Raw genomic sequence first — 22,822 nt, 5'->3', positions numbered from 1 at the left:
ATCGATCAAAGAGCTGCACGAGACAAAAAGCTATCCAATTAACACCATGTGTACCCTGCTCCATGTCACAAGATCGGCCTATTATCGTTGGTTAAAAAATCCCAAACTGCCTGAAGTGGTATTGAATGAACAGTTGGCAGACCTTGTTCGTTATATTTATGAAGCAGACAACGATAAAGGATATCGCAGAATCTGTGAAGATCTCGTGAATGATTATGGCTTTCAAGTGAATGACAAGCGTATTCTTCGAATCTGTCGCAAACTTCAAATCCAATCAACCATCAAGCATTCAGGCAATAGTATCACTAAGGCATCCAAGACTCCGTATCATATTGCGAAAAATTATTTGAATCGAAAGTTCTATGCGGATCAACCGAATCAAAAATGGCTAACAGATGTGAGTGAATTCAAGTATTATGAAGGGGCCGAAGTGAAGAAAATCTATTTGAGCGCTATTCTCGATCTCGCCGATCGTCGCATTGTTTCATTTGTCATCAGCGACAAAAATGACAATAAATTAGTCTTTGATACCTTCGATCAAGCAGTCGCCGCCGAACCAACCGCTCATCCGCTATTTCATAGCGATCGCGGATTTCAATATACAAGTAAAGTATTTTGCACAAAGCTAAAGAAAGCGAAAATGAAGCAGAGTATGTCTCGTGTCGCCCGTTGTACCGATAATGGTCCAATGGAAGGCTTCTGGGGAATGCTTAAGCGAGAAAAATATTATCGGCGAAAGTTTATCAGTAGAGAAAGTCTCGTTGAAATGATCGAGAAATACATGAACTATTACAACAATGGTCGCTATCAACGATGTTTGAAGAGCAAAACACCGATCCAAGTTCATCAAGAATTATTAATGGCAGCTTAATCACTCCCCCTCTTGGACAAGCGAATAGAATAAATCCGCTTAACCAAAAAGGAGGCCAGTCGAGCAAAGTTGAGGTTAAACAAAGTAAAAAACATAAAAACTGCCTACCGAATTTCGGTAGACAGTCGTCAAAATAATTTTATTTTATTTCATTGTCCACTTGACGGGGAGCCCAGCAGTTGCCTTGGTCTTTCTCATTTCATTCATGCGGAACTTTAACGGCGAGGCTCATCTTCCTCAAAATCTTTGCGGAAATAGCGGCGTTCTTCTTCTGGTTCCACTTCGCCTTCTTCTGGATCATGGAAGATTACACGGATCTTCAAGACACGTGATCCTTCCATTTCTTCAGAAATCAATTTCACGTTATCGACTTCAAAGGAAAGTTTTTCTCCTTCATCTGGAATCATTCCTAAAGCAGTGATCAGGTAGCCTGCCATCGTATCGACGTCGCTCATATGCAAGCTCATATTGAAAGCTTCATTGAAATCATCGATCAGCATCCGACCTTGGATCACGTATTCTTTATCAGAGATTTTTTCATAAAGCTCTTCGACCTCATCGGATTCATCATCGATCTCACCGACGATTTCTTCAAGTAAGTCTTCTAACGTAACTAACCCAACGACTCCGCCGTATTCATCAAGCAAGATCGCCATTTGGTTTTGGGTTTTCTTTAATTCATAAAGCAAATCATCGATAAAGACTGTTTCTGGAACAAACAGTGGTTCTTGCAAGATCTGCTTGATGTCCATTGTTTCAAAGCCGTATTTGTAGGCACATTTCAAAAGATTTTTGGTATGCAAAATCCCAACGACTTTGTCTTTATCTTCATTATATACAGGAATACGAGAATAATTTTCTGCTAAAATTTCATTCAAAATTTCTTCTACTGAGTCATTGATATCCACCATAAAGGCAGAGGTTCGAGGAACCATGACTTCACGGGCGACTTTCGTATCTAATGAAAAGATCCCTTGCAACATCTCTAATTCATCTTCTTCAAAGACCCCTTCTGTTTCCAACATATACCGCATTTCATCACGGGTCATCTTTGTGTCTTCATCGTCAAATTCCATTGGAGTGATCCGCGCCAATAAGCTTGTTGAAGCAGATAAGAACCAGACGAAGGGCTTTGCAATAATCCCGATCGTTCGAATCACACCAGAAGTGAACTGGGCAACTTCTTCTGATTTGTTCATGGCGATACGTTTTGGATACAACTCACCGAAAACGATCGACACATAGGTCAAGATCGCTAAAACGATAATGTTCGCTAAGCTTTTAGCCGCCGTTCCTCCACCTAATAAAGGTGCCAGACGGGTCGACAAGGTATCTGCCAGAGATGCCCCAGATAAGATATTCACCAAGGTAATCCCAACTTGGATCGTTGACAAGAAATTTGTTGGATTATCAATGATTTTCAATAATTTTTGTGATTTGACATTTCCTTCTTCCGCTTTTTGCTCCACACGGTTTTTGTTGACTGAGACGACTGCGATCTCAGAGGCCGCTAGAAAAGCGTTGATCAATGTCAAAACGATCAATAATAAAATTTGCGCTAGAAGCGACTGACTCTCGGGGTCAGCATTCATAATAGCATTCTCTCCTTATTTTTTCATATTCTAAAAAAAATCGTGGGCTTAGCCCACGATAAAATCCTATCACAAAGTTTTTTTCTTTGCAATAAAAAACACCAGTCATTGATTACTCGATCAACCGTTCTTGATTTTTCTTGATTTTGTCATCTTTGATCAGACGAACAATAAAGACCACGATCGTCCGACAAATTGCGTAAAACGGTACTCCTAAGAAAATTCCCAGCAAACCTGCCAGATTTCCAGCGACCAATAAAACCAAGATGATCGTTAATGGATGGATCGCTAATGATTTTCCGATCACATTCGGGTAGATAACATTTCCATCTAATTGTTGGACGACTAGTACCACGACACAGCACAGCAATGCGCGGAACGGTTCATCAAAGACCGTTACTAAGACTGCTGGAATCAAGCCAAGATACGGACCTAAATAAGGAATCAAGTTTGTGACCCCTGCGATCACCCCAAAAAGAAAGGCATAGTTGACGCCGATCATCCAGTACCCAATAAACGTGAAGGTAGCGACAAAAATACATTCGATCGCTTGCCCACTAATGTAATTGGATAGTGTCTTGTTTAAATCACCTAGCAACCCAACAATCTGATCTCGTCTTCTTTCTGGAAAGACTGTTTTCAGATTAGGAACTAGCTTTTCTCCATCCTTCAACATATAGAAAAGGATGAATGGGACTGTAACGATGATCATCGTCGCGGAAGCAATCGTACTGACGATCGATCCTAAGCTAGTGGATAACCCACTAAGAAACTGCTGCAGCAAAGAACCATAAGAAAGATTTAGGTTTTCTAACTGCTGCGCGATATCGATTTGTTTGAAAAATGGATCATCTGCGATTCTTGAGATCCAGCTTTCCATATTTTTGGCAAATGTTGGAATATTTTCCGCCAATGAAGTAATCTGACTCACCAGATTAGGAATAACGCTGACGAAAATCAAGATGATTGCTGCTACTAATAACAATAGAACCAATATGACAGCAAACAGTCGTTTTATTTTTGTCGTTTTCATCAAAAATAGGACGATTGGATTTAGCAGATAATACAGAAAGCCAGCAATCAATACTGGTGCAAATAAAGTAGAAAAAAACGTGCCGATCGGTGCAAATAGAAAATTGACTTTACTTAACACAAACACGAGTGTCACTAAAACCAATGCTTCCAATGACCAAAAGAACAGTTTTGATTGTTTGAATTTGTCGAACAAAAGATTCCCTCCCTTTTTTATAACATTATAGTTGATTTTGTAAAAAAAAGCTTGCGACTTTAGCCGCAAAAAAAAGAAATTTGTAAAAAAAGTGGTATACTAATAAAAATAACGGAGAAATCATAGCTGAGGTGAGTTTTTTTATGCATATCGCACAAACAAAAGATACGCTAAGTGAGATCTATTTGGCGTCATTGAAAATACGAAATCAAGTGTTCGTGAAAGAGCAAGGGGTTCCATTAGCATTAGAAGTAGATGAAAATGAGGCATTGGCTGTTCATTTCGTCTTATATGACGATGACAATGAAGCAGTCGCAACCTTACGTTTTTTACCGATCTCTGATCATGAGGTGAAATTACAGCGAATGGCGGTGCCAGCTGCTCATCGAGGTTCAGGCTACGGCAGGCAGTTGATCGAGGGAGCGGAAGCTTTCATTCAAAAACAAGGAATCAAAAAAGTCACGTTAGGGGCACAGTTAACTGCCAAAGAATTTTACTTGAAGTTAGGCTATCAGCCTGAAGGCGATGTTTTTTTAGACGCGGATATGCCCCATATCAAAATGAGCAAAACCTTTTAACGAGCAGTGATTACTTAAAACAGCGACCACAAAACAGATCCTTCCTCTGTTTTGTGGTCGCTGCTTTTTATTCCTCTGCTTCAACGATCTCTTCAATCGCTGTCAGCAACGCTTGCGCCACCCTTTGATCATAGCCTTCACTTGTAATCACCGCTAAATCAGTGTCACTGTTCAAATAGCCTAACTCCAACAAAACTGCTGGAATATATTGCTCTCGTAAAACATAATAGTTACCAAAACGAGTGCCGTTGGAACTCAATGCCACTGAACTACTCAAACTGGAAGTGATCGTTTCTGCCATCTCTTTTGCCCCAGTATAGTAATAGTAAGTTGTCAGTCCTTGATTGCTGTTTGGTAGCTCTGAATTGTCGAAATGAATGCTGATAAATAGATCTGGTTCCTCCGAGAGTGAAGCTGCAGTAATTTCAGACAGCGCTAAATAGCGATCTTCGGTGCGTGTATATCTGACTTGAATTCCCGCTTGGGTCAGTACTTCGCCGATCGTTTGGACGGTGGCTAACGTCAAATCTTTTTCCATGATCGTTTGATCCGTTGACAGTGCCCCAGAATCTTCGCCGCCGTGCCCCGCATCAAGAACGACTTTAAAGTCTGACAATTTTTTTGGAGTCTCCGAAAGTGGAACTTCTTGGATGGATGCAGAATGCTTTTCAATGTAACCCGTTATTCCATCGTCAGTTTGGATTTCAACCATCTCTTCTGTTTGACTAAGTACGGTTGCCCAACTTCCACGGTGGATCTTCCCGATGACGGTTTCTTGACTTGTTGTCTGATAAATCGATACATAATCGTTCTCACTTTCAATCGCTGCATCGTATTCTGAGGGATCCACGTAAATTTGGACCATGCTTGCCGTTTGTGCGACCTCTTCTGCTTGAGCGTCCGACTCGGTTTGAGCCGTGCTTTCTTGGGTCTCTTCTTGAACAAAATGATCATTTCTCAACACAGCAAAACCTGCCGCAAAAAGTAGAATCATGGTAGTACCGATAACAAGCTTCCCTTTTTTCTTCATTTGCTTCCCCCACTTTTTTCTTGGTCTTTCTATCATGGGACTAGCAGCTTAAACAGAACTTAAAGGCAACTGCTAGAAGCAACCCTCTCACAGCACAAAAAAACTTCAACCGAAATGGTTGAAGTTTCTCGGGAAAAATGAGCGATCCGACCCATTTCACTTATTTTTGAGACAACTGCTTGTAGCGATCATACCAAATGTCCACATACCCTTGCGAAAAGGGTCCTTTGCCATTATTGATCCAATCTACTAAAATTTTGACATTTTCTTTCAAGATAAAATCAATGTCTTGCGGATATTGCATAATCTTACTGTGCAATTCATACTCATCCACATCTAGTAAACGTTTCTCGCCATCAGGAAATACTTTGATATCAAGGTCATAATCGATATATTTCAATGCCTCTTCATCAAGTAAATACGGTGAAGCAAGATTACAATAATAGGAAACCCCCTTTTCTCGAATCATTGCAATAACATTAAACCAGTATTTTTTATGAAAATATACAATTGCTGGTTCACGGGTAACCCAGCGTCTTCCATCTGATTCGGTCACTAATGTATGATCGTTGACCCCTATCACTGAGAATTCACTGGTCTTTAAGACCATCGTATCCCGCCACGTTCGATGCAAATTGCCGTCATGTTTGTAGCTTTGAATGCTGACAAACTCTCCTTCTTTTGGAACTCGCATAGCAACCCTTCCCTCAGCAAGAAAACTTGCGTTTTGTTTGGGTGTTCATTACACCGACATCGTTAATATTATAGCAATAAAAGAAAGCTTTGCCTAGAAATCTTTATCGAGTTTCTGATATTTCTTTAATTGATCCACCAATTTCTGCTGGGGTTTTGGGAAAACATAGTTTTGAAAGGATTCTTTTGCTGCCCATTCGCTGTCTTGTAACGTGAGCTCTCCACGTTTTCTGCCGTAAAATAAAAGGACGTGCCATTTCAAATGACTAAAGATATGAGTGATTTCGCCAAAATGTCGTTTTTGCCAAACGACAGGCAGATCAGGAAAAATCTCGAGCGCATCATCTTCGGCAATCAAATCCAACTGCAGCTGCTCCTCTTTTGCCCATGTTCGCTGCAGAGCCTCGTACTGTTCTTTCGTCACTTCCACCAAAGGAAAATGCCACATAGAAGCCAATAAGCCTGTTTCAGGTCGCTGCACGAGTAAAAACGAGCCTTGATCTTCGATGGCGCCTGCGATGTAATAGACATCTTTTGGCTTTGCTTTTTTCGATTTCACTGGAAAGTCTGTTTGTCGATTCTCCGCATAAGCAAGACAATACTGACTGATGGGACACTCTTCACATTTCGGTGTGGTGGGTGTACAGATTCGTGAGCCAAGATCCATCAAGGCTTGATTAAACTCACCAGGTTCATCGGGGGAAATGATCGTTCTCATCGCCTCGTCGAATGGTCTTCGGCTGCTGGCTTTCGCAATATCTGCTTCGATACAAAATAACCGACTGACGACCCGCATCACATTTCCATCGATTGCCGGTTCTGGCAAGCCAAAAGCAATACTGCCAATGGCTCCAGCTGTGTAGGGACCAATTCCTTTTAATGAGCGAATCTCTTCAATTGATTGGGGCATTTCTCCGTCGAATTCGGCAACGATTTGCTGGGCGGCAGCCTTAAGGTTACGGGCACGAGAGTAATAACCTAAACCTTCCCAAACCTTTAAAAGCTTTTGTTCTTCGGCTGCCGCCAAGTCTTGGATCGTCGGGAATTGTTCCATAAAACGATAGAAATAGCCAATCACTGTCTCCACTCGTGTTTGTTGAAGCATGATCTCTGAGATCCAGATTGCATACGGATCGTTGGTCGCCCGCCAAGGCAGATTGCGTTTTTCTTTATGATACCAAGTTAAAAATGTTTCTTGGAACGTCTTGATTTTTTCTACATCCCAAGTTTCCCATTGCTTACTCATCCATTACTTCCTCATCTAAGAATCGTTGTATATCATCGATGGCAAACCCTTTTTGATAAAGGCCTTGCTTGATTTTCATTTTTCGTTTCATCAACGGTAATCGCTGATGCCGCCGCATAAGACGAGCACCTTCTCTTTGGAGCGCTTCATTTTCTTGGTCCTCATCTTTTTCCATTGGTAATTCATCCAAAATCATTTGAATGACTCCTTGATGAAAACCTTTTTGCATCAAATGCATTTTTATCTTTTGGATCATTTCCTTATGGCTTTTGTTGTGAAAACGACGCATCGCTTTTTCAGCCGTATGATAACCGACTTCAAACTGCATTTCCTCGGTATACAAAGGCAATACTTCCTGAATCACGGGATCTTTTAATCCTTTTTTTCTCAATTGCTGGCTGATGACCACGGGTCCTTTGTCACTCATGCGGACTTGGGTGCGAATGTAGCTCTCTCCGTAGTTTTTGTCATCGATCAAATTCAGCTCTTTCAGACGTTCAACGACTAAGTCTCTGTCTTGTTTTTCGATTTCTTTGTCTTTCAAATAGGTACGGACTTCCATTTCAGAACGCAGCTGATAGCTGATATAGTTCATGGCTTGCTGCAATCCTAAATCAAACCCCGCACTTTTTTTGATTTCTTTTAATTCTTCTTCACTCAGTTCCTTGCCTTTTAATAGCCGAAAATGGACCAAAAGATCTTCTGAGACCCGCAGTGTTTCACCTTCTGATGTCGCCACTTCATAAAATGGTCCTTTTCCTTTATTGATACGAATAATTGTATTCATCTTCTTCACCTCGCGAACGTACATTCTATTTTACCACAACTACGATGAAATTCCTTCTAATCAAGCTGAAAAAATGTGGTAAAATGAACTGACTATTTTATTTAAGGAGTTCACATGGCAAATACACAAGTCCAGCTTGGACAAAAACTACAACTAACGATCAAACGCTTGGGGATCAACGGAGAAGGCATCGGGTATTACAAAAAGCTGATCATCTTTGTTCCCCGTGTTCTGCCGGGGGAACAGGTCATTGCCGAAGTCACCAAAGCATCTCCCCGCTTTGCGGAAGCCAAGATGACCAAAATCATCAAGCCAAGCAGCGATCGCATCCAACCACCCTGCAAGTTTTACGACCGGTGCGGCGGCTGCCAATTGCAGCACTTAGTCTACGACAAACAATTAGACTTCAAAAAAGACCTATTGAAACAAGCACTTGAAAAATTTAAGCCAAAAGGCTACCAACAGTTTGAACTAAGGGATACTTTAGGCATGGATGTTCCTTGGCATTACCGCAACAAAGCACAATTTCAATTGCGTTACAACAGTCAAACCAAACGAATCGAAGCGGGTTTATACGAAATGGAGTCTCATCGCTTAGTCGCCATTGATGATTGCCTCGTACAAGAACAAGATACGCAAAAAGTGATCAACGGCATCGTCCAATTGTTGAATAAATACCAGATCCCGATTTACGATGAACGCAAAAACAGCGGGATTCTACGGACATTGATGGTTCGTATCGGGATCGCGACTGGCGAAGTTCAAGTCGTGTTTATTACCAACTCTGTCAAACTGCCGCAAAAAAATGCGCTGATTCGCGAGATCAATCAGCGCTTGCCGCAAGTCGTTTCCATCATGCAAAATGTGCAAAACAAAAAAACGTCCGTCGTCATGGGAGAGGAAACGATTCATCTTTGGGGCAAAGAAGCGATCGAAGAACGGTTGAATGAACTGACCTTCGACTTGTCCGCCCGCGCATTCTTCCAGCTGAATCCACAGCAAACCAGCATCTTGTATCAAGAAGGGTTAAAAGCCCTTGACTTGAGCAAAAATGAAACAGTCGTTGATGCCTATTGCGGTGTGGGAACGATTGGGTTGAGCGTGGCTCCTTATGCCAAAGAAGTCCGCGGCATGGACATTATTCCTCAAGCAATTGAAAATGCCCAAGAAAATGCACGCCGCATTGGTGCCCAAAATACCCATTATAAAACGGGAACTGCTGAGGAGCTCTTACCAAAATGGTTCAATGAAGGCTTCAAACCTGATAGCATCATTGTTGATCCGCCAAGGACAGGCTTGGATGAACGATTATTGCAAGCTTTGCTGAAACAACCACCGAAGAAGATGGTCTATATATCTTGTAATGTTTCTACTTTAGCAAGAGACTTGGTCCAATTAGCCAAAGTGTTTCACGTAGAATATCTGCAATCAGTAGATATGTTTCCACAAACCGCCCGCTGCGAAGTAGTGGTAAAATTGACCCGCAAATAAGCATTCGCCTGACAAATCATCTTGTGATCTGTCGGGCGAATGCTGTTTTCGTTGTCTTTTAAGTATAACGATTAATTGATTTGTAAGACGAGGACTTTCGTGGCAATAAAGGTGTCCCCTACTCGCTGCCCATAAAGACTTACCGATCGTTCAAGCTGCAGATCCGCACGTGACCCCTCCACGATTCGAGAATTATGTGATTGCGCATCATATAGAATTACTTTTATCTCAGTCTCGCTAGTAATCGTAAAGGATAATCTTTCCTCAGATGCGATCGCCATATCAAAGACTTCGCCGTCTTCCCCTGTTCCTTGAGAAATGTTCGTCAACTCCATCTCAAAACGATCACCATCAATAAAAATGAGTGTGCCCGTTTCATCTGCTTGTGCCAATTCCTCATTCGCTCGCTCTGCATCTGTCTGAGTCACTTGTTGTGCTTTTGTCTGATCGGTTTGATCGATTTGATCGTGATTATTTTGCGTCTCGTCTCCACTTTGACTTGATTGTGTTTGCGTTTGCGGCGTATTGACTTGGTTGTTGATGGGTACGTTGTCGTTGTTTGTCTGTGGGTCATTCGTAGCAACACCACAACCACTAAGTAATGCCACAAACAAGATAATTGCTGTTTGTTTTTTTATCATAAAAAACACCTTCCTTTTATTCATAGCGTAATGCTTCGATCGGTTTTAATTTCGACGCTTTATAAGCGGGTAAGTAACCAAAAATAGTACCGATCAGCATTGAAAATGACACACTGATCAAAATGGATAACAATGAGATCGTCATCGGATACTCTAACAGACGCAAGGCGATCAGACTGATCAACAGACCGACGAAGATGCCAATCAGCCCGCCGATCACCGATAAAACGATTGCTTCTGTCAAAAATTGCTGCAAAATCACTTTACGTTTGGCACCCAATGCTTTCTTCAAACCGATCTCTCTGGTACGCTCTGTCACACTGACTAGCATCGTATTCATTACTCCGATACCACCGACGAGTAAGGAAATGCTAGCAATCCCCCCCAGTAAAATCATATTCGATCGATTGACATCATCGGTCATTTTCTGCACTTCATCATAGTTGCGGATGGAAAAAACAAAATCTGAAGGCGGAATACTCTTGGTCAATTCATGGCTGGCTTGGACGACTGCTGATTCTAAGACGTCCGCATTCGTCGCCTGAAACAGCACTGTTGGCCTTTGGTTGAGCTTTCCTTCGACGAAACTTTGGCTGCCTCGAGGGATGAAGACATATTTTCCTGACAGTTGCTCCGTGTCAGAAACAGCTACGCCAACGATGCGAAAGGGCGTCCCATTGATTTCGATCAGTTGATTGATAGGATCACGATACGAGAAAAAAATTTCCGCCAAATCTTTCGTAATCACCGCAACTTGTTTTTGTGTCTGCAATTCGGTTTCACTCATTGCTCTGCCAGCAAGGATCGTATGGGGCAAAATTTCAAAGAACCCGCGATCCATGCCTAGCACTATCGTATCGGTTTGCTGGTCTCTTTGGAAAACTGTCAGATTGGCTTCATAGAACAAGCTAACGTTCTTGGCATGATCAATAGTCAACAGCTTTTGCAGCTCTCCTTCTGATAGTTGCGGGGCGTAATCAGGCAAACGATCATTTCTGCCGCTTTCGCCCGCTAAAAAAGCACTTCTGGCGTCATATTCGATCCGCATCGAGTTAGTATCACCACCAATCAGCTGCTTTTTCATGTTCTCAGTATTTCCGTTGATGATACTCACAATGGAAATGATGGAGGCAATCCCGACAATGATTCCTAGCATCGTCAACAAGGAACGCAAACGATGCTGGTAGATTGCCTGAATGGCTAAGCGAATATTTTCGGTCATCTTGTGCCCTCCTCAACAACTTCACCATCTTTAATGACGATTTGCCGCTTTGCATAGTCCGCGACTTCTTGTTCGTGGGTAATCAAAACCACTGTTTTTCCTAGATGATTCAGCTTAGTAAATAGCGCCATGATCTCATGACTATTAGCGGTATCTAAAGAACCCGTCGGCTCATCCGCTAAAATCACATTTGCTTCTCCTGCTAATGCCCGAGCGATCGCTACTCGTTGTTTTTGCCCTCCTGACAACTGATTGATCCTAAAATCGATCCGATCCCTCAATCCGACACTTTCTAAGGCGTGAATTGCTCGAGTCGTTCGTTCTTCCTGATTGACACCAGCATACAAGAGCGGTAAGGCAGCATTTTGTAAAACGGATAGTTTGGGCAACAGTTCAAAATTTTGAAACACGAAGCCGATTTTTTGATTGCGGATCTCGGACAGTTCAACTTCACTCAAATGACTGGTATTTTTACCATCAAGTAGATAGCTACCCGTTGTTGGCGTGTCTAAACAGCCAATAATATTCATCAAGGTCGACTTGCCTGATCCTGATCGGCCCATGATGGAAACAAACTCGCCAGCATTGATTGTTAAGTTGATTTTTTTCAAAACGTGAATTTCGCTAGTGCCCTGTGGGAACGTTTTGCAGACATCAATCAGTTGGATCATTTGGTTTCACATCCTTTCCTTCTTGGATCCGAACTGTTGGGAAGACGAGCACCACTTGCATATCCAGTTCACTTTCTAACAGATACATGGCTTCATCCGTTTCATCTTCCATGATTTCCACGGATAGTTTACTGATTTTATGGTCCTCAACGACGTAGATGAAGGGCCTATCTTCTTCATAAAACACGAAAGATTTGGGCAGCTTGATCGCGGTTTGCTCTTCCTCAATGCGTTCTACAAAACAATGGATGCCAATACTAGGTGGCTCTTCACTTTCATCTAAAACGACCTCAAAACTAAATTGCGACAAATTGGGGTTTGCGCCTTGTTCTTCAACCACTACCGAAGGCTCTTTCATATCCCCAACTCGGGTGATCTTTCCAGTCCATCGCTGACTGCCGCCATTACGGTCTCTAAGTTCCACCTTTTGACCAGGCTCAAGTTGATTGCGGCGAAATTCATCCACAGTCCCTTTTAAAAAGAGCCGACTGGTATCAACGATCGTCATAAAAGGATTCTCTGGAGCCGCTTCACTTGCGCTTCGATTCATTTGTCGCTCGTCCACGTCTTTAACGATTCCATCAATTTCGGCTTCCACGACGTCTGAGCCATGTTGCTCTTTGACTGAACGTAGTTCTAATTCTGCCCGTTCCAGCTCTAATTCGGCATCGCCAATGCTGCTTTCCAAGTTTTGCGCTTCTAGCAGTAATTGACTTTGCTGCATTTCCAAATCGGTTTTACGATCTTCCAGCCCTTCTTTGTCCTCTTCTTCCGCACTGGCAATTTTTTGTTTCGTCTCCTCCAGCTGATTCGTGACCTTATTGTATTGTTCCCATTTTTGATTCGTTTGCCGTCTTGCTTGTTCCACAGCTCTCGAGCGATTTGCCGTCGCCTGTTCTGCTTCTTTAATGGCCAAAGCCCCCTCAGGGTTAGAGTAAACAAAAAGAGCTTGCCCTGCTTTGACTTGATCCCCTGCCTCTACTTTTTTCTCAACAACTGATCCTCTTGAGCTATCCACCTTGACTTCAACCGTTCTTGCTGGTTCAACGACTCCTACTAAGTAAAAATCTGCTCTCGGTTGCAGATCTTGCAAAGTTATTTGAGTGATGGAAGGTTCTTCACGACGAGCAATCCCCCAGGCACTCGTCCAGCCTAAACTGCCGATGATCAGTAAACTACTGATGATCATAAAACTCTTTTTTGATTTGTTCATATGCTTTCTCAAACATCTCACCTTCCTGATTGGTTAATCGAATGACCACCTTTATTTAACCATTGAATCAATTTCCGTTTTGAACGTTTCTCTTAATATCTGCTGAAGATTTCTTAAGAAAATAGAATTTCTCCATTCTTTTTTTATTAATATGAAGAATTCTTAAGAAGAATTAGCTATTCGCTCTTACTCCTCTTTGCTATAATCAAGAAAGAATCAAGAACGAGTTAGAAAGGACTGTTTCATGCGTAGTAAATATTCTTCATTTGTCTTTTTTCTGGTTGGCTTCTTCTTATTGGTAGGAGCCTTATGGCTATTAAAGGAAACGAGACTCATTCAAATGGTGCTAGATAATTTTTTGTCAAACCTTGTTACAGATGGCGTTGTGGAAACAAGTGATGGCGAAGGCGGGATGATCGTTGGTACCTTTGTCGACTGGCGCCCTATTAAACAATTGTTCTTGGCATTCTCCTTCTTTCTCGTTTTTGCCGTTACCTTGATTTGCTATTTTATCTATCGTTATGTTTCAAGGAAAAAAATTGCAAGGATCGCCGAAGGAATTCAGCTCTTTTTCTCTCAATCGGAAGCAAGTTCGACGGGCAGCCTAGCGATCGATCATGAATTATTAAAAATAAAAGATTCGATGAACCGCAATGAGGCTCTTTTAAAGGAAGAAACACAGCGCACCAAGGACTTGATCACCTATTTGGCGCATGACTTGAAGACTCCCTTAGCTTCAGTGATCGGCTATCTCAACCTATTGTTGGATACGAAAAACTTGACCAATGAACAAATGACGCAATCCTTGACGATTGCTCTAGAAAAGTCTGAGCGTTTGGAAACGCTGATGAATGAATTTTTCGACATCACCCGTTTTAATCTACAAGACATCCAATTGTATCAACGGGAACTTGATTTCGTCTTCTTACTGAAGCAAATCCAAGAAGAATTCTATCCGCTGCTGAAAGAAAAAGAACAAACCATCTGCTACTCTGGACCAGAGAGCTTGAAATTAAAAGCCGATAGTGAACAGTTGGCGCGAGTGTTAAACAATCTGTTAAAAAATGCCATTGCCTATGCGCCTGATCAAACCACGATCACAATGCAGCTAACCGTGGACGAACAAGCAGCAACTTTTATCCTAGCGAATCAAAGTGAGCCGATCGAACAAGAACAATTGGAGGCATTATTTGAAAAATTTTATCGTCTGGATCAAGCTCGTTCAACCAAGACAGGTGGAGCAGGTCTCGGATTGGCGATCGCCAAAGAAATTATTTTGGCGCATCAGGGAACGATCCGAGCTGCTAGCAAGAACAATGAGATTCAAATGATCGTCACATTGCCTTTAGCGACAAATCAACATGAAAAAACTAGAAAGTCAGTTAACTGAAAAGGAAGGTCAATACGAGTGGAAAAGATACTTTTAGTTGAAGATGAAAAAGAAATTTCAGATTTGATTGCCTTTTATTTACGAAACGAAAATTTTTCTGTCATCACTTGTGCAGATGGGCATGAAGCTCAGGTACAGATCGAGCAAAACAGCTTTTCTTTGGCGATTCTTGATGTCATGCTGCCAGATATCACAGGCTTTGACCTGTGTAAAATCATCCGCAAGAAGCATCATTACCCAATTATTATGTTGACAGCTAAATCTGAGGAAATCGATAAGATCACTGGTTTGACAATTGGTGCCGATGATTACATCACCAAGCCCTTTCGTCCGTTGGAAGTGATCGCTCGGGTGAAAGCTCAGATACGCCGCTCGACTCAATACAACGGCTCAGATCAAAACAAATTGATCGTGAGGGAGTTGGAATTAGATGTCAATAAGCGAAAATGTTTCTTGCAAGAAGAAGAACTTTCCCTGACGCCGATCGAATTTTCCATTTTAAAATTATTGATGGAGCGAAAAGGCCAAGTGGTAAGCTCTGAGGAAATGTTTCAAGAGGTTTGGGGCGAAAAATATTACACGTCTTCCAATAATACCATCATGGTCCACGTTCGAAACCTTCGGGAAAAAATGCACGATACCCACAAGAAGTCCTCTTATATCAAAACCGTTTGGGGGATCGGCTATAAAATTTAACACCAAAAACCGTCCTTTCATTGTACAAAAAGGACGGTTTTCTTGGGACTGAACACAAGTACATCGAGAAACATAGAAAAAAGCCAGAACTGATTCTTTCAGTTCCAGCTTTTTTTATTTAGAAACGTGCAACTTGCAAGCTTCTTTTATTTCGTAATCAAAGCATCTAAACTAGCCACTGCCAGACTCATCTTCGCGATTTTATCCAACAAGGCAAAACGGTTGCGGCGAATCTGTTCATCTTCCACCATGACCATTGTTTGATCAAAATAAGCTTCGATCAATGGGCGCAGTGCCACTAAGCTTTGGTAGTTTTCTTCCATCGTTTGATGTGGGAACTTGTCCTCTACTGTTAAGACCGCTTCATACAAGGCAGTTTCAGAGTCGTTTTCAAACAAGGCAGGATCAATTGCTGCTTGATCCAATTCGGCTTTTTTCGCTAAATTGATCACCCGTGTCAAAGCTTCCATCGATGGTTTGAAGTCGTTGTCCTGCAGATGTTCTCTTAACATTTGAGCCGTTTCAAACAACGTACTGATGTCTGCTTGACGTGCGCCTAAGACAGCTTCGATGACATCATGACGCGTATTTTTGCTGAGTAAGAATTGACGCAGACGACCTTTCACAAAATCGGTCACTTGTTCTTGACCAGCGGCAAGTTGAATCCCAAAAACTTCTGGTTGAGCATTAATGGCTTCACGAATTTCTTCTTGCAACTGAGCAAATGGGAAGTACCAGCGCTTTTCAGCTAAGATGCGGATAATCCCGTAGGTTTGACGGCGTAAAGCATAAGGATCGTTTGAACCGCTTGGAACCATATCAACAGCGAAGAACGCAAGTAAGCTGTCTAATTTATCCGCAATCGCTAAAACAGCCCCGATTTTTGATTGTGGCAGCTCGCCTTCTGCTGAGATCGGCATGTAGTGTTCACGAATCGCTTGGGCAACTGCTGGTTTCTCTCCTTGGATCAGGGCATATTTTTCCCCCATGATCCCTTGCAACTCAGGGAATTCCCCTACCATATTGGTCACTAAATCAAATTTATAGATTTGAGCTGCCCGTTGAAGGTCGGTCAGTTCTTCTTGTGTTAAACCAACGGTCTTCCCGATGATTTGCGCTGCTAGTCCGACACGTTGCATTTTTTCATATAAGCTGCCGATTTTTTCGTGGAAGGTGACTTGCTTAAGTTTTTCTACGCAATGGTCAATGGTCAGCTTTTTGTCTTCATTGTAGAAAAACTCAGCATCTTCTAGACGAGCGGTCAGGACTTTTTGGTTTCCTTTGATGACATTATCGATTTTCACAGCATCCCCGTTGCGGGCAGAGATGAAGTGCGGCAGCAATTCTCCGTCAAGGGTGCGAACATCGAAGTAACGTTGATGTTCTTTCATAGAAGTAACTAATACTTCTTCAGGGACAGAAAGATATTTTTCTTCAAAGTCCCCTACAAAGGCTGTTGGGTATTCAACTAGATTTGTCACTTCTTCTAGTAAATCTTCATCTAAATCGATCCGCCAGTTGTTTTCTTGAGCGATCGCATTGATTTGTGTGGTGATCATTTGTTGACGTTCGCTTGGATCAGCGATGACAAATTGATGCTTCATTTTTTCCAAATAGTCGTCCGCATGATCAAATGTGACTGCCTCACCTAAGAAACGATGACCTTTTGACTCGCGACCGGTAACAATATCAAGGATTTGGAAAGGAATGACTTGCTCACCAAAGAGTGCTACGATCCAATGAATTGGTCGGATATATTCAAAATCGTAGTCTGCCCAGTGCATCGTTACTGGAAACGTCAAACTCGTGATTACTTCCTGCAATCCTTTCAATACCTCAACGGTTGGTTGACCTTGGGTATGTTTCGTTACATAGACATACTCAACACCTTTTAATTCACGGAAGGTGATGTCATCGGTTGTCAATCCTTGTCCACGAACAAACCCTTGAGCTGCTTTCGACCAATTGCCTGCATCATCTAACGCGATTTTTTTCGCTGGTCCTTTGACCTCTTCTTGCGTATCCGCTTGTTTTTCAGGAATACCGGTGACATAGACAGCCAAGCGGCGAGGTGTGGAATAGGCTTCGATCGTTGTATAAGGCAACGCATGAGCATCTAAGAAAGCTGCCGTTTTTTCTTGTAATTGTTTCATACTTGGGGTTACGACATGCGCAGGTAATTCCTCTAAGCCGATTTCTAATAATAGGTTTTGTGCCATCTTATTTTCCCTCCTCAATCAGTTTTTGCGCCACTTCTGGATCAAGCAATGGATAACCGAGGTTTTCCCGTTCTGCTACAAATAGTTTTGCTACTTGACGTGCCATGTTACGGATACGTGCGAGGTACCCAGCACGTTCAGTGACGGAGACTGCACCACGTGCATCCAACAAATTGAAGGTATGGCTGCATTTTAAGATATAGTCGTAAGCTGGATGAACTAAGCGTTCATCGATACAGCGTTTTGCTTCTTTTTCAAAACGATCGAAGTTCCCTAAAAGCAAGTCTTGGTCACTGACTTCAAAGGAATATTTTGAATGTTCATACTCAGGTTGGCGGAAAATCTCACCATATTTGACACCTGCAGACCATTCAAGATCGTAGACACTTTCAACTTCTTGAATATAAGATGCTAGACGTTCTAAGCCGTAAGTGATCTCTGATGTCACTGGCTTACATGCTAAGCCGCCGACTTGTTGGAAGTACGTAAACTGAGTGATCTCCATCCCGTCTAACCACACTTCCCAACCAAGACCTGCACAACCCATCGAAGGATTTTCCCAGTTATCTTCGACAAAACGAATATCATGTTCTAATGGATCGATCCCTAAAAGACGCAGGCTTTCTAAATAAAGCTCTTGGATATTTTCAGGAGAAGGCTTCATCACGACTTGGAACTGGTGGTGCTGATACAAACGATTTGGGTTTTCCCCGTAGCGGCCATCAGCTGGACGGCGAGAAGGTTCTACGTAAGCGGCGTTCCATGGTTCTGGACCGATTGCACGTAAAAATGTGTATGGGCTCATGGTCCCAGCCCCTTTTTCTGTATCATAGGCCTGCATCAGCATACAGCCGTTTTCAGACCAGAATTTTTGCAGGGTCAAAATCATCTCTTGCACAGTTAGTTTACTCATCTTTTTCTTCCTTTCTTATAACGCATTGACGACAGGATAAAATTCGACAACTGATCCAGGGATCAATTTCACTTCGACCACGACATCTGCTTCTAAAACATCCGATAAGTCGTAAAGCATTTGGTCTGGACTCGTTGTAAATTCATGTAAAAGCTGTTCATCCTTTAAAAGGCGAACTTGCAGTGGAATACTTGCTAATACTTTGAGCTTTTTTTCGGTAAACGCACTTGCTGGAATCGTCATATCAAATAACATAAAAACCCTCCTTTGTTTTTGGCTATTCTTGGTGTGAAACATAAAAAAGTCCCTATATCTATACACTTTGTATAGATATAGGGACGATAAATTCGCGGTTCCACCCTACTTCCGACAAGTCGGCAGCTTCATTGATCATGCTCACGGACGCCTGCGAAATAAGGTTCCAACTTGGCTTTCACTCTCCCAAGTTCGCTTCATGGAATGGTCTTCTTTCTTTCTTCCGATCATAGCACGGATTCGATTACCCTTATGATAGTAGTTGAAGCTAGGGTTTGTCAATGATTAATTTGAACTTTTATGCTTCTGGGCCTAAATCCGCCTGGTCATGAAAGACGATCTCATCAGCGATTTTCCCATCACTTTCAAAAACGATGATCTCATTCATTCCGATTTTTAAAAACGGTGCTGGGACGTACAAGCGCTGCTGCGGTCCTTTTTCCCAGAAACGGCCGATCGTATGACCATTGACTTGGACAAACCCTTTACCCCAGCCTGGCAATTCGATAAAAGTATCTGCACATTCATCAAAAACACATTCAAAGCGTGAGAAACTTGGTTGTCCTTTTTGCCATTTTCCTTGGAAATCAATGGCATGCAAATTATCCATCGGTAAGGGATAGATTTCCCAGTTGCTTTGGAAGGCGCCATTGATGATCACACCGTCTTTGATGCCTTTGTGCTGATGGTTCATTTTTACGGAATAATTGACCCGCCCCATATTCTCCACCAAGATCCCCAACTCGTTTTCTGATACTGATAAATCGAAACTGTAGGTTTGACCGATTTCTTGATCGTAATCGATGCGCAAAAGTTCCTGGTTGATAAACGTATGGGCACGATCCATCGTATTGATCAGACGGTAGTCGGCAATCTTCCGAGCAGGCCCAATCAGTGAGCGATAATAGATATAACCCGTCGCTTGATTGCAGGCTTCCATCGATAACGGGTAATTACTTATAATCGGTTGACTGATCGTGTCGATCGTCGAAAACAAGGAGACTCGTTCTTTCACTGAGAATGTTCCATAAGCTTTTCGCTCAATTTCCATACTCAATGGAAACTCAGGAATTTCCGCATAGTCAGCGATCACCTTTTTGAAGGCTTGGTATTTGGCAGTAGGTTCTCCCCATTCTGTCAACAAGGCATCGTAATCATAGCTAGTGACATCCGGCGCTAAGCGTTCATAATAGTTTGACCCGTTCATAAAGCCAAAGTTGGTCCCGCCATGAAACATATAGATATTGACAGAACCTAATGCTAAACAATCCTGCAATTCCTTTACTGCATCTTGTGTTGAGGTCGTATGGTGCTGGTCGTCACCCCAGGCATCAAACCAGCCGATCCAAAATTCCATGACCATCAGTGGCCGTTTTTCTCCGTGAAATTTTCGAAGTTTTTCAAAATTTTCCTTGATGTTGGAGCCGCAGTTGATCGTAGGCAATGCCAAGTCTTTGATACTGCCGTTTTCTAGCATATCGTGCCAAGGTCCGTCAGAGGTCACTAACGGCGTTTCTACACCATGCTGCCGCATCGCAGCCACCATTTTCCGCAAATACTCTTTATCATTGGCGTAGCTGCCGTATTCATTTTCTACTTGCATCATTATAATCGGACCGCCTTGGGTGATCTGCAGATCCCGCACTTGTGGAAACAAATGGGCGAAATAACGAGTGATTTTTTCCATAAATGGGGGATAATCAAACCGAAGCTTCATCATAGGGTCTTGCAATAGCCAATAAGGCAGTCCCCCAAATTCCCACTCCGCACAAATATAAGGTGCTGGTCGCAAAATGACATAAAGCCCTACTTCTTGTGCCGTTTGGATAAATCGCCGCAAATCAAGGATCCCATCAAATTGATAGACACCTTCCTGTGCTTCATGAAGATTCCAAGGAACATAGGTTTCGACGGTATTACAGCCCATTAAGCGTAGTTTCTCTAAGCGATCTTGCCAATATTCAGGAACGACACGAAAATAATGGATCGCTCCAGAGATCACTTTAAAAGGCTTGTTGTCTAGATAAAAGTCATCTTCAATAGCAAAAGTTCGCATCAGTTACGCCCCTCTTTGACGATATAGGTGGTGTATTGCGTCAGCATCATTTCTGAAGAAAGAACCTTACCCGTCAGAAGATCCGTTTTTCCAACAAACATTTCTGGCAGCGGTTGTGCTTCTTCGTGGAAATTGATGATGACGAAAAATTTCGCCTCTGCATTTTCACGACAGGCAATTTCTAGTTTTGTTGCCTCCTCGATCACTGGGGTAATATCGGTCTCTTTGACGATCGTTTTGAAAAGCTGATCTTGCAGCTGATCTTCCAACTGTCCACCAAAGTAATAGACGGTGCCATCGCCAAATGTATTTTTGGTCACTGCCGGCATTCCTGCATAGAAATTGCTCGTGTAATGCGCTAGCGCTTCGGCGTTTTCTAAATGGATCAAATCGCTGACTAAATTACTTGTTCCTGTAAGGTCTTCATTGACTAACGAAACCTCGTTTGATTGTTCTGGGGCTAATGCATCGATTTCTTCCACCCAGATGCCAGCTAACTCCCGCAAGGGGCCAGGGTAACCGCCTAAGTGAACATTGTCTGATTGATCAACGATGCCGCTCATATACGTTGTAAGTAAAGCACCGCCTTGCTTAACAAAATCAGTTAGCCGCTCTTGCATCCCTTCTTTGATCATGTACAGAACCGGAGCTGCGACTAGCTTGTATTTTGATAAGTCAGCATCCACGGGAACCAAATCGACCGCAATATTTTGTTCGTAAAAATAGCGATAGTAGCGATGGATCTGTTCTACATATTTCAGGTCAACGGTTGGACCACTCGTATATTCTAATGCCCAATAATTGTCCCAATCGAAAATCACAGCAACCTGTGCTTGGGTTTGCGTGCCAATGATGTCTGAAAGCTGCGCTAATTCAGCCCCAAGAGCTGCTGTTTCTCGGAAAACCCGCGTGTCTTCATGACCGACATGTTCGATGACCGCACCATGGAATTTCTCACAAGCACCAATGGAACGTCGCAATTGGAAGTATTGGATCGTATCTGCCCCATGAGCAATCGTTTGATAGCTTTGCGCCCGCATCTGTCCTGGTTTTTTTAATGAATTATAAGGCTGCCAGTTTTGTTGGGAAGGTGTTTGTTCCATCAGCATAAAGGGTTGCTGTTTTAACCCGCGCATCAAATCATGGGTCATGGCTACTAAGCTCCATGGCGTATTGTACGATGGATAATTATCCCACGAAACAAGGTCCATTTCCTTTGCCCACTTGAAATAATCCAGTCCTTTAAAGGTTCCCATCAAATTCGTTGAAATCGGTGTTGTGGGATCGATTTTCCGAATAGCGTCCCGCTCCATCATGTAGTTTTTTAAAAGACTATCCGAGTTGAACCGCCGGTAGTCAATAGAAATTCCTGCAAATGCCGTCTTGTCATAGCCGATTCCTTCTGACAGCGCATTTGGCAACACGATTTCATCCCATTCATACACGGTATGACCCCAAAATTCCATATTCCAGGCTTTATTCAGTGCTTCGATCGTATGATATTTATCCTTTAACCAGACACGAAACGCTTTTTCACAGTTGTCGCAATAACATTCGCCGCCGTATTCATTATTGATGTGCCAACAAGTCACTTGTGGATTTTCGCCGTAACGTTCGGCTAATTTCGTTGCCAAGCGTTCTGCGTATTTTTGATAAACCAAACTGTTGGGACAGGCATTGTGCCGTTGCCCAAACTTATGATGGCGTCCATCATAATCGGTGCGAGCGACTTCTGGATACTTCTTAAACATCCAAGCTGGCAAAGCAGCTGTGGAAGTGGCTAAGACGATGTCGAAACCTTCCGTACTTAATTTTTCGATGATTTGATCCAATTCCTCAAAATCATAACAATTTTCAGAGGGTTGGATCTTTGCCCATGAAAAAACATTGACGGTCGCGCTATTGATACTTGCTTTTTTAAAGATCCGAATGTCTTCTTCCCAAATCTCTTTCGGCCACTGATTTGGATTATAATCGCCGCCAAATAGAATGCTATCAAAAAATTTTGTCATGTAAGTGAACGCTCCTTT

At 42.5% G+C, this 22,822-nt stretch carries 20 protein-coding genes; 5 read left to right on the top strand and 15 right to left on the bottom strand.

Features of this window, described 5'->3' with window-relative positions:
* Positions 1-4: 4 nt before the first annotated feature.
* Entirely contained in the window at positions 5-871 is an 867-nt protein-coding gene (locus IGJ44_RS07220; protein WP_311776546.1) for an IS3 family transposase, read from the top strand.
* Between the two features lie 215 nt (positions 872-1,086).
* Here the strand turns inward: IGJ44_RS07220 and IGJ44_RS07215 are convergent, their stop codons facing one another.
* Together IGJ44_RS07215 and IGJ44_RS07210 are read right to left on the bottom strand one after the other, a co-directional pair.
* Positions 1,087-2,463 (bottom strand): hemolysin family protein, encoded by a 1,377-nt coding sequence (locus IGJ44_RS07215; RefSeq protein ID WP_167827487.1) that lies wholly within the window; start codon positions 2,461-2,463, stop codon positions 1,087-1,089.
* Between the two features lie 112 nt (positions 2,464-2,575).
* The gene (locus IGJ44_RS07210; protein ID WP_010748066.1) at positions 2,576-3,691 is read right to left on the bottom strand and encodes an AI-2E family transporter; all 1,116 of its coding nucleotides are present in this window, start codon (positions 3,689-3,691) and stop codon (positions 2,576-2,578) included.
* 143 nt (positions 3,692-3,834) lie between these two features.
* Between IGJ44_RS07210 and IGJ44_RS07205 the strand changes: the two genes are divergently transcribed.
* On the top strand, positions 3,835-4,269 hold the full coding sequence (locus IGJ44_RS07205) for a GNAT family N-acetyltransferase (protein ID WP_016610225.1): 435 nt from the start codon (positions 3,835-3,837) through the stop codon (positions 4,267-4,269).
* Between the two features lie 67 nt (positions 4,270-4,336).
* Here IGJ44_RS07205 and IGJ44_RS07200 read toward each other — a convergent pair whose 3' ends face one another.
* The 4 genes from IGJ44_RS07200 to recX all read right to left on the bottom strand — a co-directional run bounded on the left by IGJ44_RS07200 (position 4,337) and on the right by recX (position 8,025).
* Entirely contained in the window at positions 4,337-5,299 is a 963-nt protein-coding gene (locus IGJ44_RS07200; RefSeq protein WP_074535752.1) for an N-acetylmuramoyl-L-alanine amidase, read from the bottom strand.
* Between the two features lie 160 nt (positions 5,300-5,459).
* A complete protein-coding gene (gene ntdP / locus IGJ44_RS07195) occupies positions 5,460-5,993 on the bottom strand; it encodes a nucleoside tri-diphosphate phosphatase (protein ID WP_005225863.1) in 534 nt (177 codons plus the stop codon).
* Between the two features lie 93 nt (positions 5,994-6,086).
* The gene (gene mutY / locus IGJ44_RS07190) at positions 6,087-7,238 is read right to left on the bottom strand and encodes an A/G-specific adenine glycosylase (protein WP_074535750.1); all 1,152 of its coding nucleotides are present in this window, start codon (positions 7,236-7,238) and stop codon (positions 6,087-6,089) included.
* The gene (gene recX / locus IGJ44_RS07185) at positions 7,231-8,025 is read right to left on the bottom strand and encodes a recombination regulator RecX (RefSeq protein WP_074535748.1); all 795 of its coding nucleotides are present in this window, start codon (positions 8,023-8,025) and stop codon (positions 7,231-7,233) included. Before recX ends, mutY begins: the two co-directional genes overlap by 8 nt.
* Positions 8,026-8,139: 114 nt before the next feature.
* Between recX and rlmD the strand changes: the two genes are divergently transcribed.
* Entirely contained in the window at positions 8,140-9,516 is a 1,377-nt protein-coding gene (rlmD, locus tag IGJ44_RS07180) for a 23S rRNA (uracil(1939)-C(5))-methyltransferase RlmD (RefSeq protein WP_074535747.1), read from the top strand.
* A gap of 71 nt (positions 9,517-9,587) precedes the next feature.
* Here the strand turns inward: rlmD and IGJ44_RS07175 are convergent, their stop codons facing one another.
* Genes IGJ44_RS07175 through IGJ44_RS07160 form a run of 4 tightly spaced genes read right to left on the bottom strand, consistent with a single transcriptional unit; the run spans position 9,588 to position 13,263 of the window.
* Positions 9,588-10,157, bottom strand: a complete 570-nt coding sequence (locus IGJ44_RS07175; RefSeq protein ID WP_254777448.1) for a hypothetical protein — start codon at positions 10,155-10,157, stop codon at positions 9,588-9,590.
* A 16-nt stretch (positions 10,158-10,173) separates the two neighbouring features.
* Entirely contained in the window at positions 10,174-11,379 is a 1,206-nt protein-coding gene (locus tag IGJ44_RS07170) for an ABC transporter permease (RefSeq protein WP_167827485.1), read from the bottom strand.
* Positions 11,376-12,050, bottom strand: a complete 675-nt coding sequence (locus IGJ44_RS07165; protein ID WP_074535742.1) for an ABC transporter ATP-binding protein — start codon at positions 12,048-12,050, stop codon at positions 11,376-11,378. Before IGJ44_RS07165 ends, IGJ44_RS07170 begins: the two co-directional genes overlap by 4 nt.
* Positions 12,034-13,263, bottom strand: coding sequence for an efflux RND transporter periplasmic adaptor subunit (locus IGJ44_RS07160; protein ID WP_430606497.1), 1,230 nt, complete (start codon positions 13,261-13,263; stop codon positions 12,034-12,036). The genes IGJ44_RS07165 and IGJ44_RS07160 overlap by 17 nt, the downstream gene beginning before the upstream one ends.
* A gap of 244 nt (positions 13,264-13,507) precedes the next feature.
* Here IGJ44_RS07160 and IGJ44_RS07155 point away from each other — a divergent pair, with 244 nt between their 5' ends.
* Both IGJ44_RS07155 and IGJ44_RS07150 read left to right on the top strand, forming a co-directional pair.
* Positions 13,508-14,653: a sensor histidine kinase gene (locus tag IGJ44_RS07155; protein WP_074535741.1), complete on the top strand. Its 1,146-nt coding sequence runs from the start codon at positions 13,508-13,510 to the stop codon at positions 14,651-14,653.
* Between the two features lie 18 nt (positions 14,654-14,671).
* Positions 14,672-15,349, top strand: coding sequence for a response regulator transcription factor (locus IGJ44_RS07150; RefSeq protein WP_005225854.1), 678 nt, complete (start codon positions 14,672-14,674; stop codon positions 15,347-15,349).
* Positions 15,350-15,495: 146 nt separating this feature from the next.
* Here the strand turns inward: IGJ44_RS07150 and glyS are convergent, their stop codons facing one another.
* The 5 genes from glyS to IGJ44_RS07125 all read right to left on the bottom strand — a co-directional run bounded on the left by glyS (position 15,496) and on the right by IGJ44_RS07125 (position 22,804).
* Entirely contained in the window at positions 15,496-17,568 is a 2,073-nt protein-coding gene (glyS, locus tag IGJ44_RS07145) for a glycine--tRNA ligase subunit beta (RefSeq protein ID WP_074535738.1), read from the bottom strand.
* 1 nt (position 17,569) lies between these two features.
* Complete coding sequence (glyQ, locus tag IGJ44_RS07140) at positions 17,570-18,481, bottom strand: glycine--tRNA ligase subunit alpha (protein ID WP_005225852.1); 912 nt, start codon at positions 18,479-18,481, stop codon at positions 17,570-17,572.
* A gap of 15 nt (positions 18,482-18,496) precedes the next feature.
* Positions 18,497-18,736 carry a hypothetical protein gene (locus IGJ44_RS07135; protein ID WP_015509542.1) on the bottom strand — a complete coding sequence of 80 codons (240 nt, stop codon included), beginning with the start codon at positions 18,734-18,736 and terminating at the stop codon, positions 18,497-18,499.
* Between the two features lie 298 nt (positions 18,737-19,034).
* Positions 19,035-20,792, bottom strand: a complete 1,758-nt coding sequence (locus tag IGJ44_RS07130; RefSeq protein WP_074535737.1) for a glycoside hydrolase family 35 protein — start codon at positions 20,790-20,792, stop codon at positions 19,035-19,037.
* Complete coding sequence (locus tag IGJ44_RS07125) at positions 20,792-22,804, bottom strand: beta-galactosidase (protein WP_430606494.1); 2,013 nt, start codon at positions 22,802-22,804, stop codon at positions 20,792-20,794. Before IGJ44_RS07125 ends, IGJ44_RS07130 begins: the two co-directional genes overlap by 1 nt.
* Positions 22,805-22,822 lie beyond the last annotated feature (18 nt).

It is taken from the genome of Enterococcus sp. DIV1368d, assembly GCF_050542975.1.
Classification (GTDB): domain Bacteria; phylum Bacillota; class Bacilli; order Lactobacillales; family Enterococcaceae; genus Enterococcus_D; species Enterococcus_D casseliflavus.
Note: the sequence above shows the minus strand (reverse complement) of the source record. Positions and strands in the feature narration are given on the sequence as shown.

Bases quoted from the DNA above. Each gene is read 5' to 3' on its own strand.
- IGJ44_RS07215 (WP_167827487.1), bottom strand. From the start codon at position 2,463: ATGAATGCTGACCCCGAGAGTCAGTCGCTTCTAGCGCAAATTTTATTA.
- IGJ44_RS07205 (WP_016610225.1), top strand. From the start codon at position 3,835: ATGCATATCGCACAAACAAAAGATACGCTAAGTGAGATCTATTTGGCG.
- IGJ44_RS07200 (WP_074535752.1), bottom strand. From the start codon at position 5,299: ATGAAGAAAAAAGGGAAGCTTGTTATCGGTACTACCATGATTCTACTT.
- ntdP (WP_005225863.1), bottom strand. From the start codon at position 5,993: ATGCGAGTTCCAAAAGAAGGAGAGTTTGTCAGCATTCAAAGCTACAAA.
- mutY (WP_074535750.1), bottom strand. From the start codon at position 7,238: ATGAGTAAGCAATGGGAAACTTGGGATGTAGAAAAAATCAAGACGTTC.
- recX (WP_074535748.1), bottom strand. From the start codon at position 8,025: ATGAATACAATTATTCGTATCAATAAAGGAAAAGGACCATTTTATGAA.
- rlmD (WP_074535747.1), top strand. From the start codon at position 8,140: ATGGCAAATACACAAGTCCAGCTTGGACAAAAACTACAACTAACGATC.
- IGJ44_RS07175 (WP_254777448.1), bottom strand. From the start codon at position 10,157: ATGATAAAAAAACAAACAGCAATTATCTTGTTTGTGGCATTACTTAGT.
- IGJ44_RS07170 (WP_167827485.1), bottom strand. From the start codon at position 11,379: ATGACCGAAAATATTCGCTTAGCCATTCAGGCAATCTACCAGCATCGT.
- IGJ44_RS07165 (WP_074535742.1), bottom strand. From the start codon at position 12,050: ATGATCCAACTGATTGATGTCTGCAAAACGTTCCCACAGGGCACTAGC.
- IGJ44_RS07160 (WP_430606497.1), bottom strand. From the start codon at position 13,263: ATGAACAAATCAAAAAAGAGTTTTATGATCATCAGTAGTTTACTGATC.
- IGJ44_RS07155 (WP_074535741.1), top strand. From the start codon at position 13,508: ATGCGTAGTAAATATTCTTCATTTGTCTTTTTTCTGGTTGGCTTCTTC.
- glyS (WP_074535738.1), bottom strand. From the start codon at position 17,568: ATGGCACAAAACCTATTATTAGAAATCGGCTTAGAGGAATTACCTGCG.
- glyQ (WP_005225852.1), bottom strand. From the start codon at position 18,481: ATGAGTAAACTAACTGTGCAAGAGATGATTTTGACCCTGCAAAAATTC.
- IGJ44_RS07135 (WP_015509542.1), bottom strand. From the start codon at position 18,736: ATGTTATTTGATATGACGATTCCAGCAAGTGCGTTTACCGAAAAAAAG.
- IGJ44_RS07130 (WP_074535737.1), bottom strand. From the start codon at position 20,792: ATGCGAACTTTTGCTATTGAAGATGACTTTTATCTAGACAACAAGCCT.
- IGJ44_RS07125 (WP_430606494.1), bottom strand. From the start codon at position 22,804: ATGACAAAATTTTTTGATAGCATTCTATTTGGCGGCGATTATAATCCA.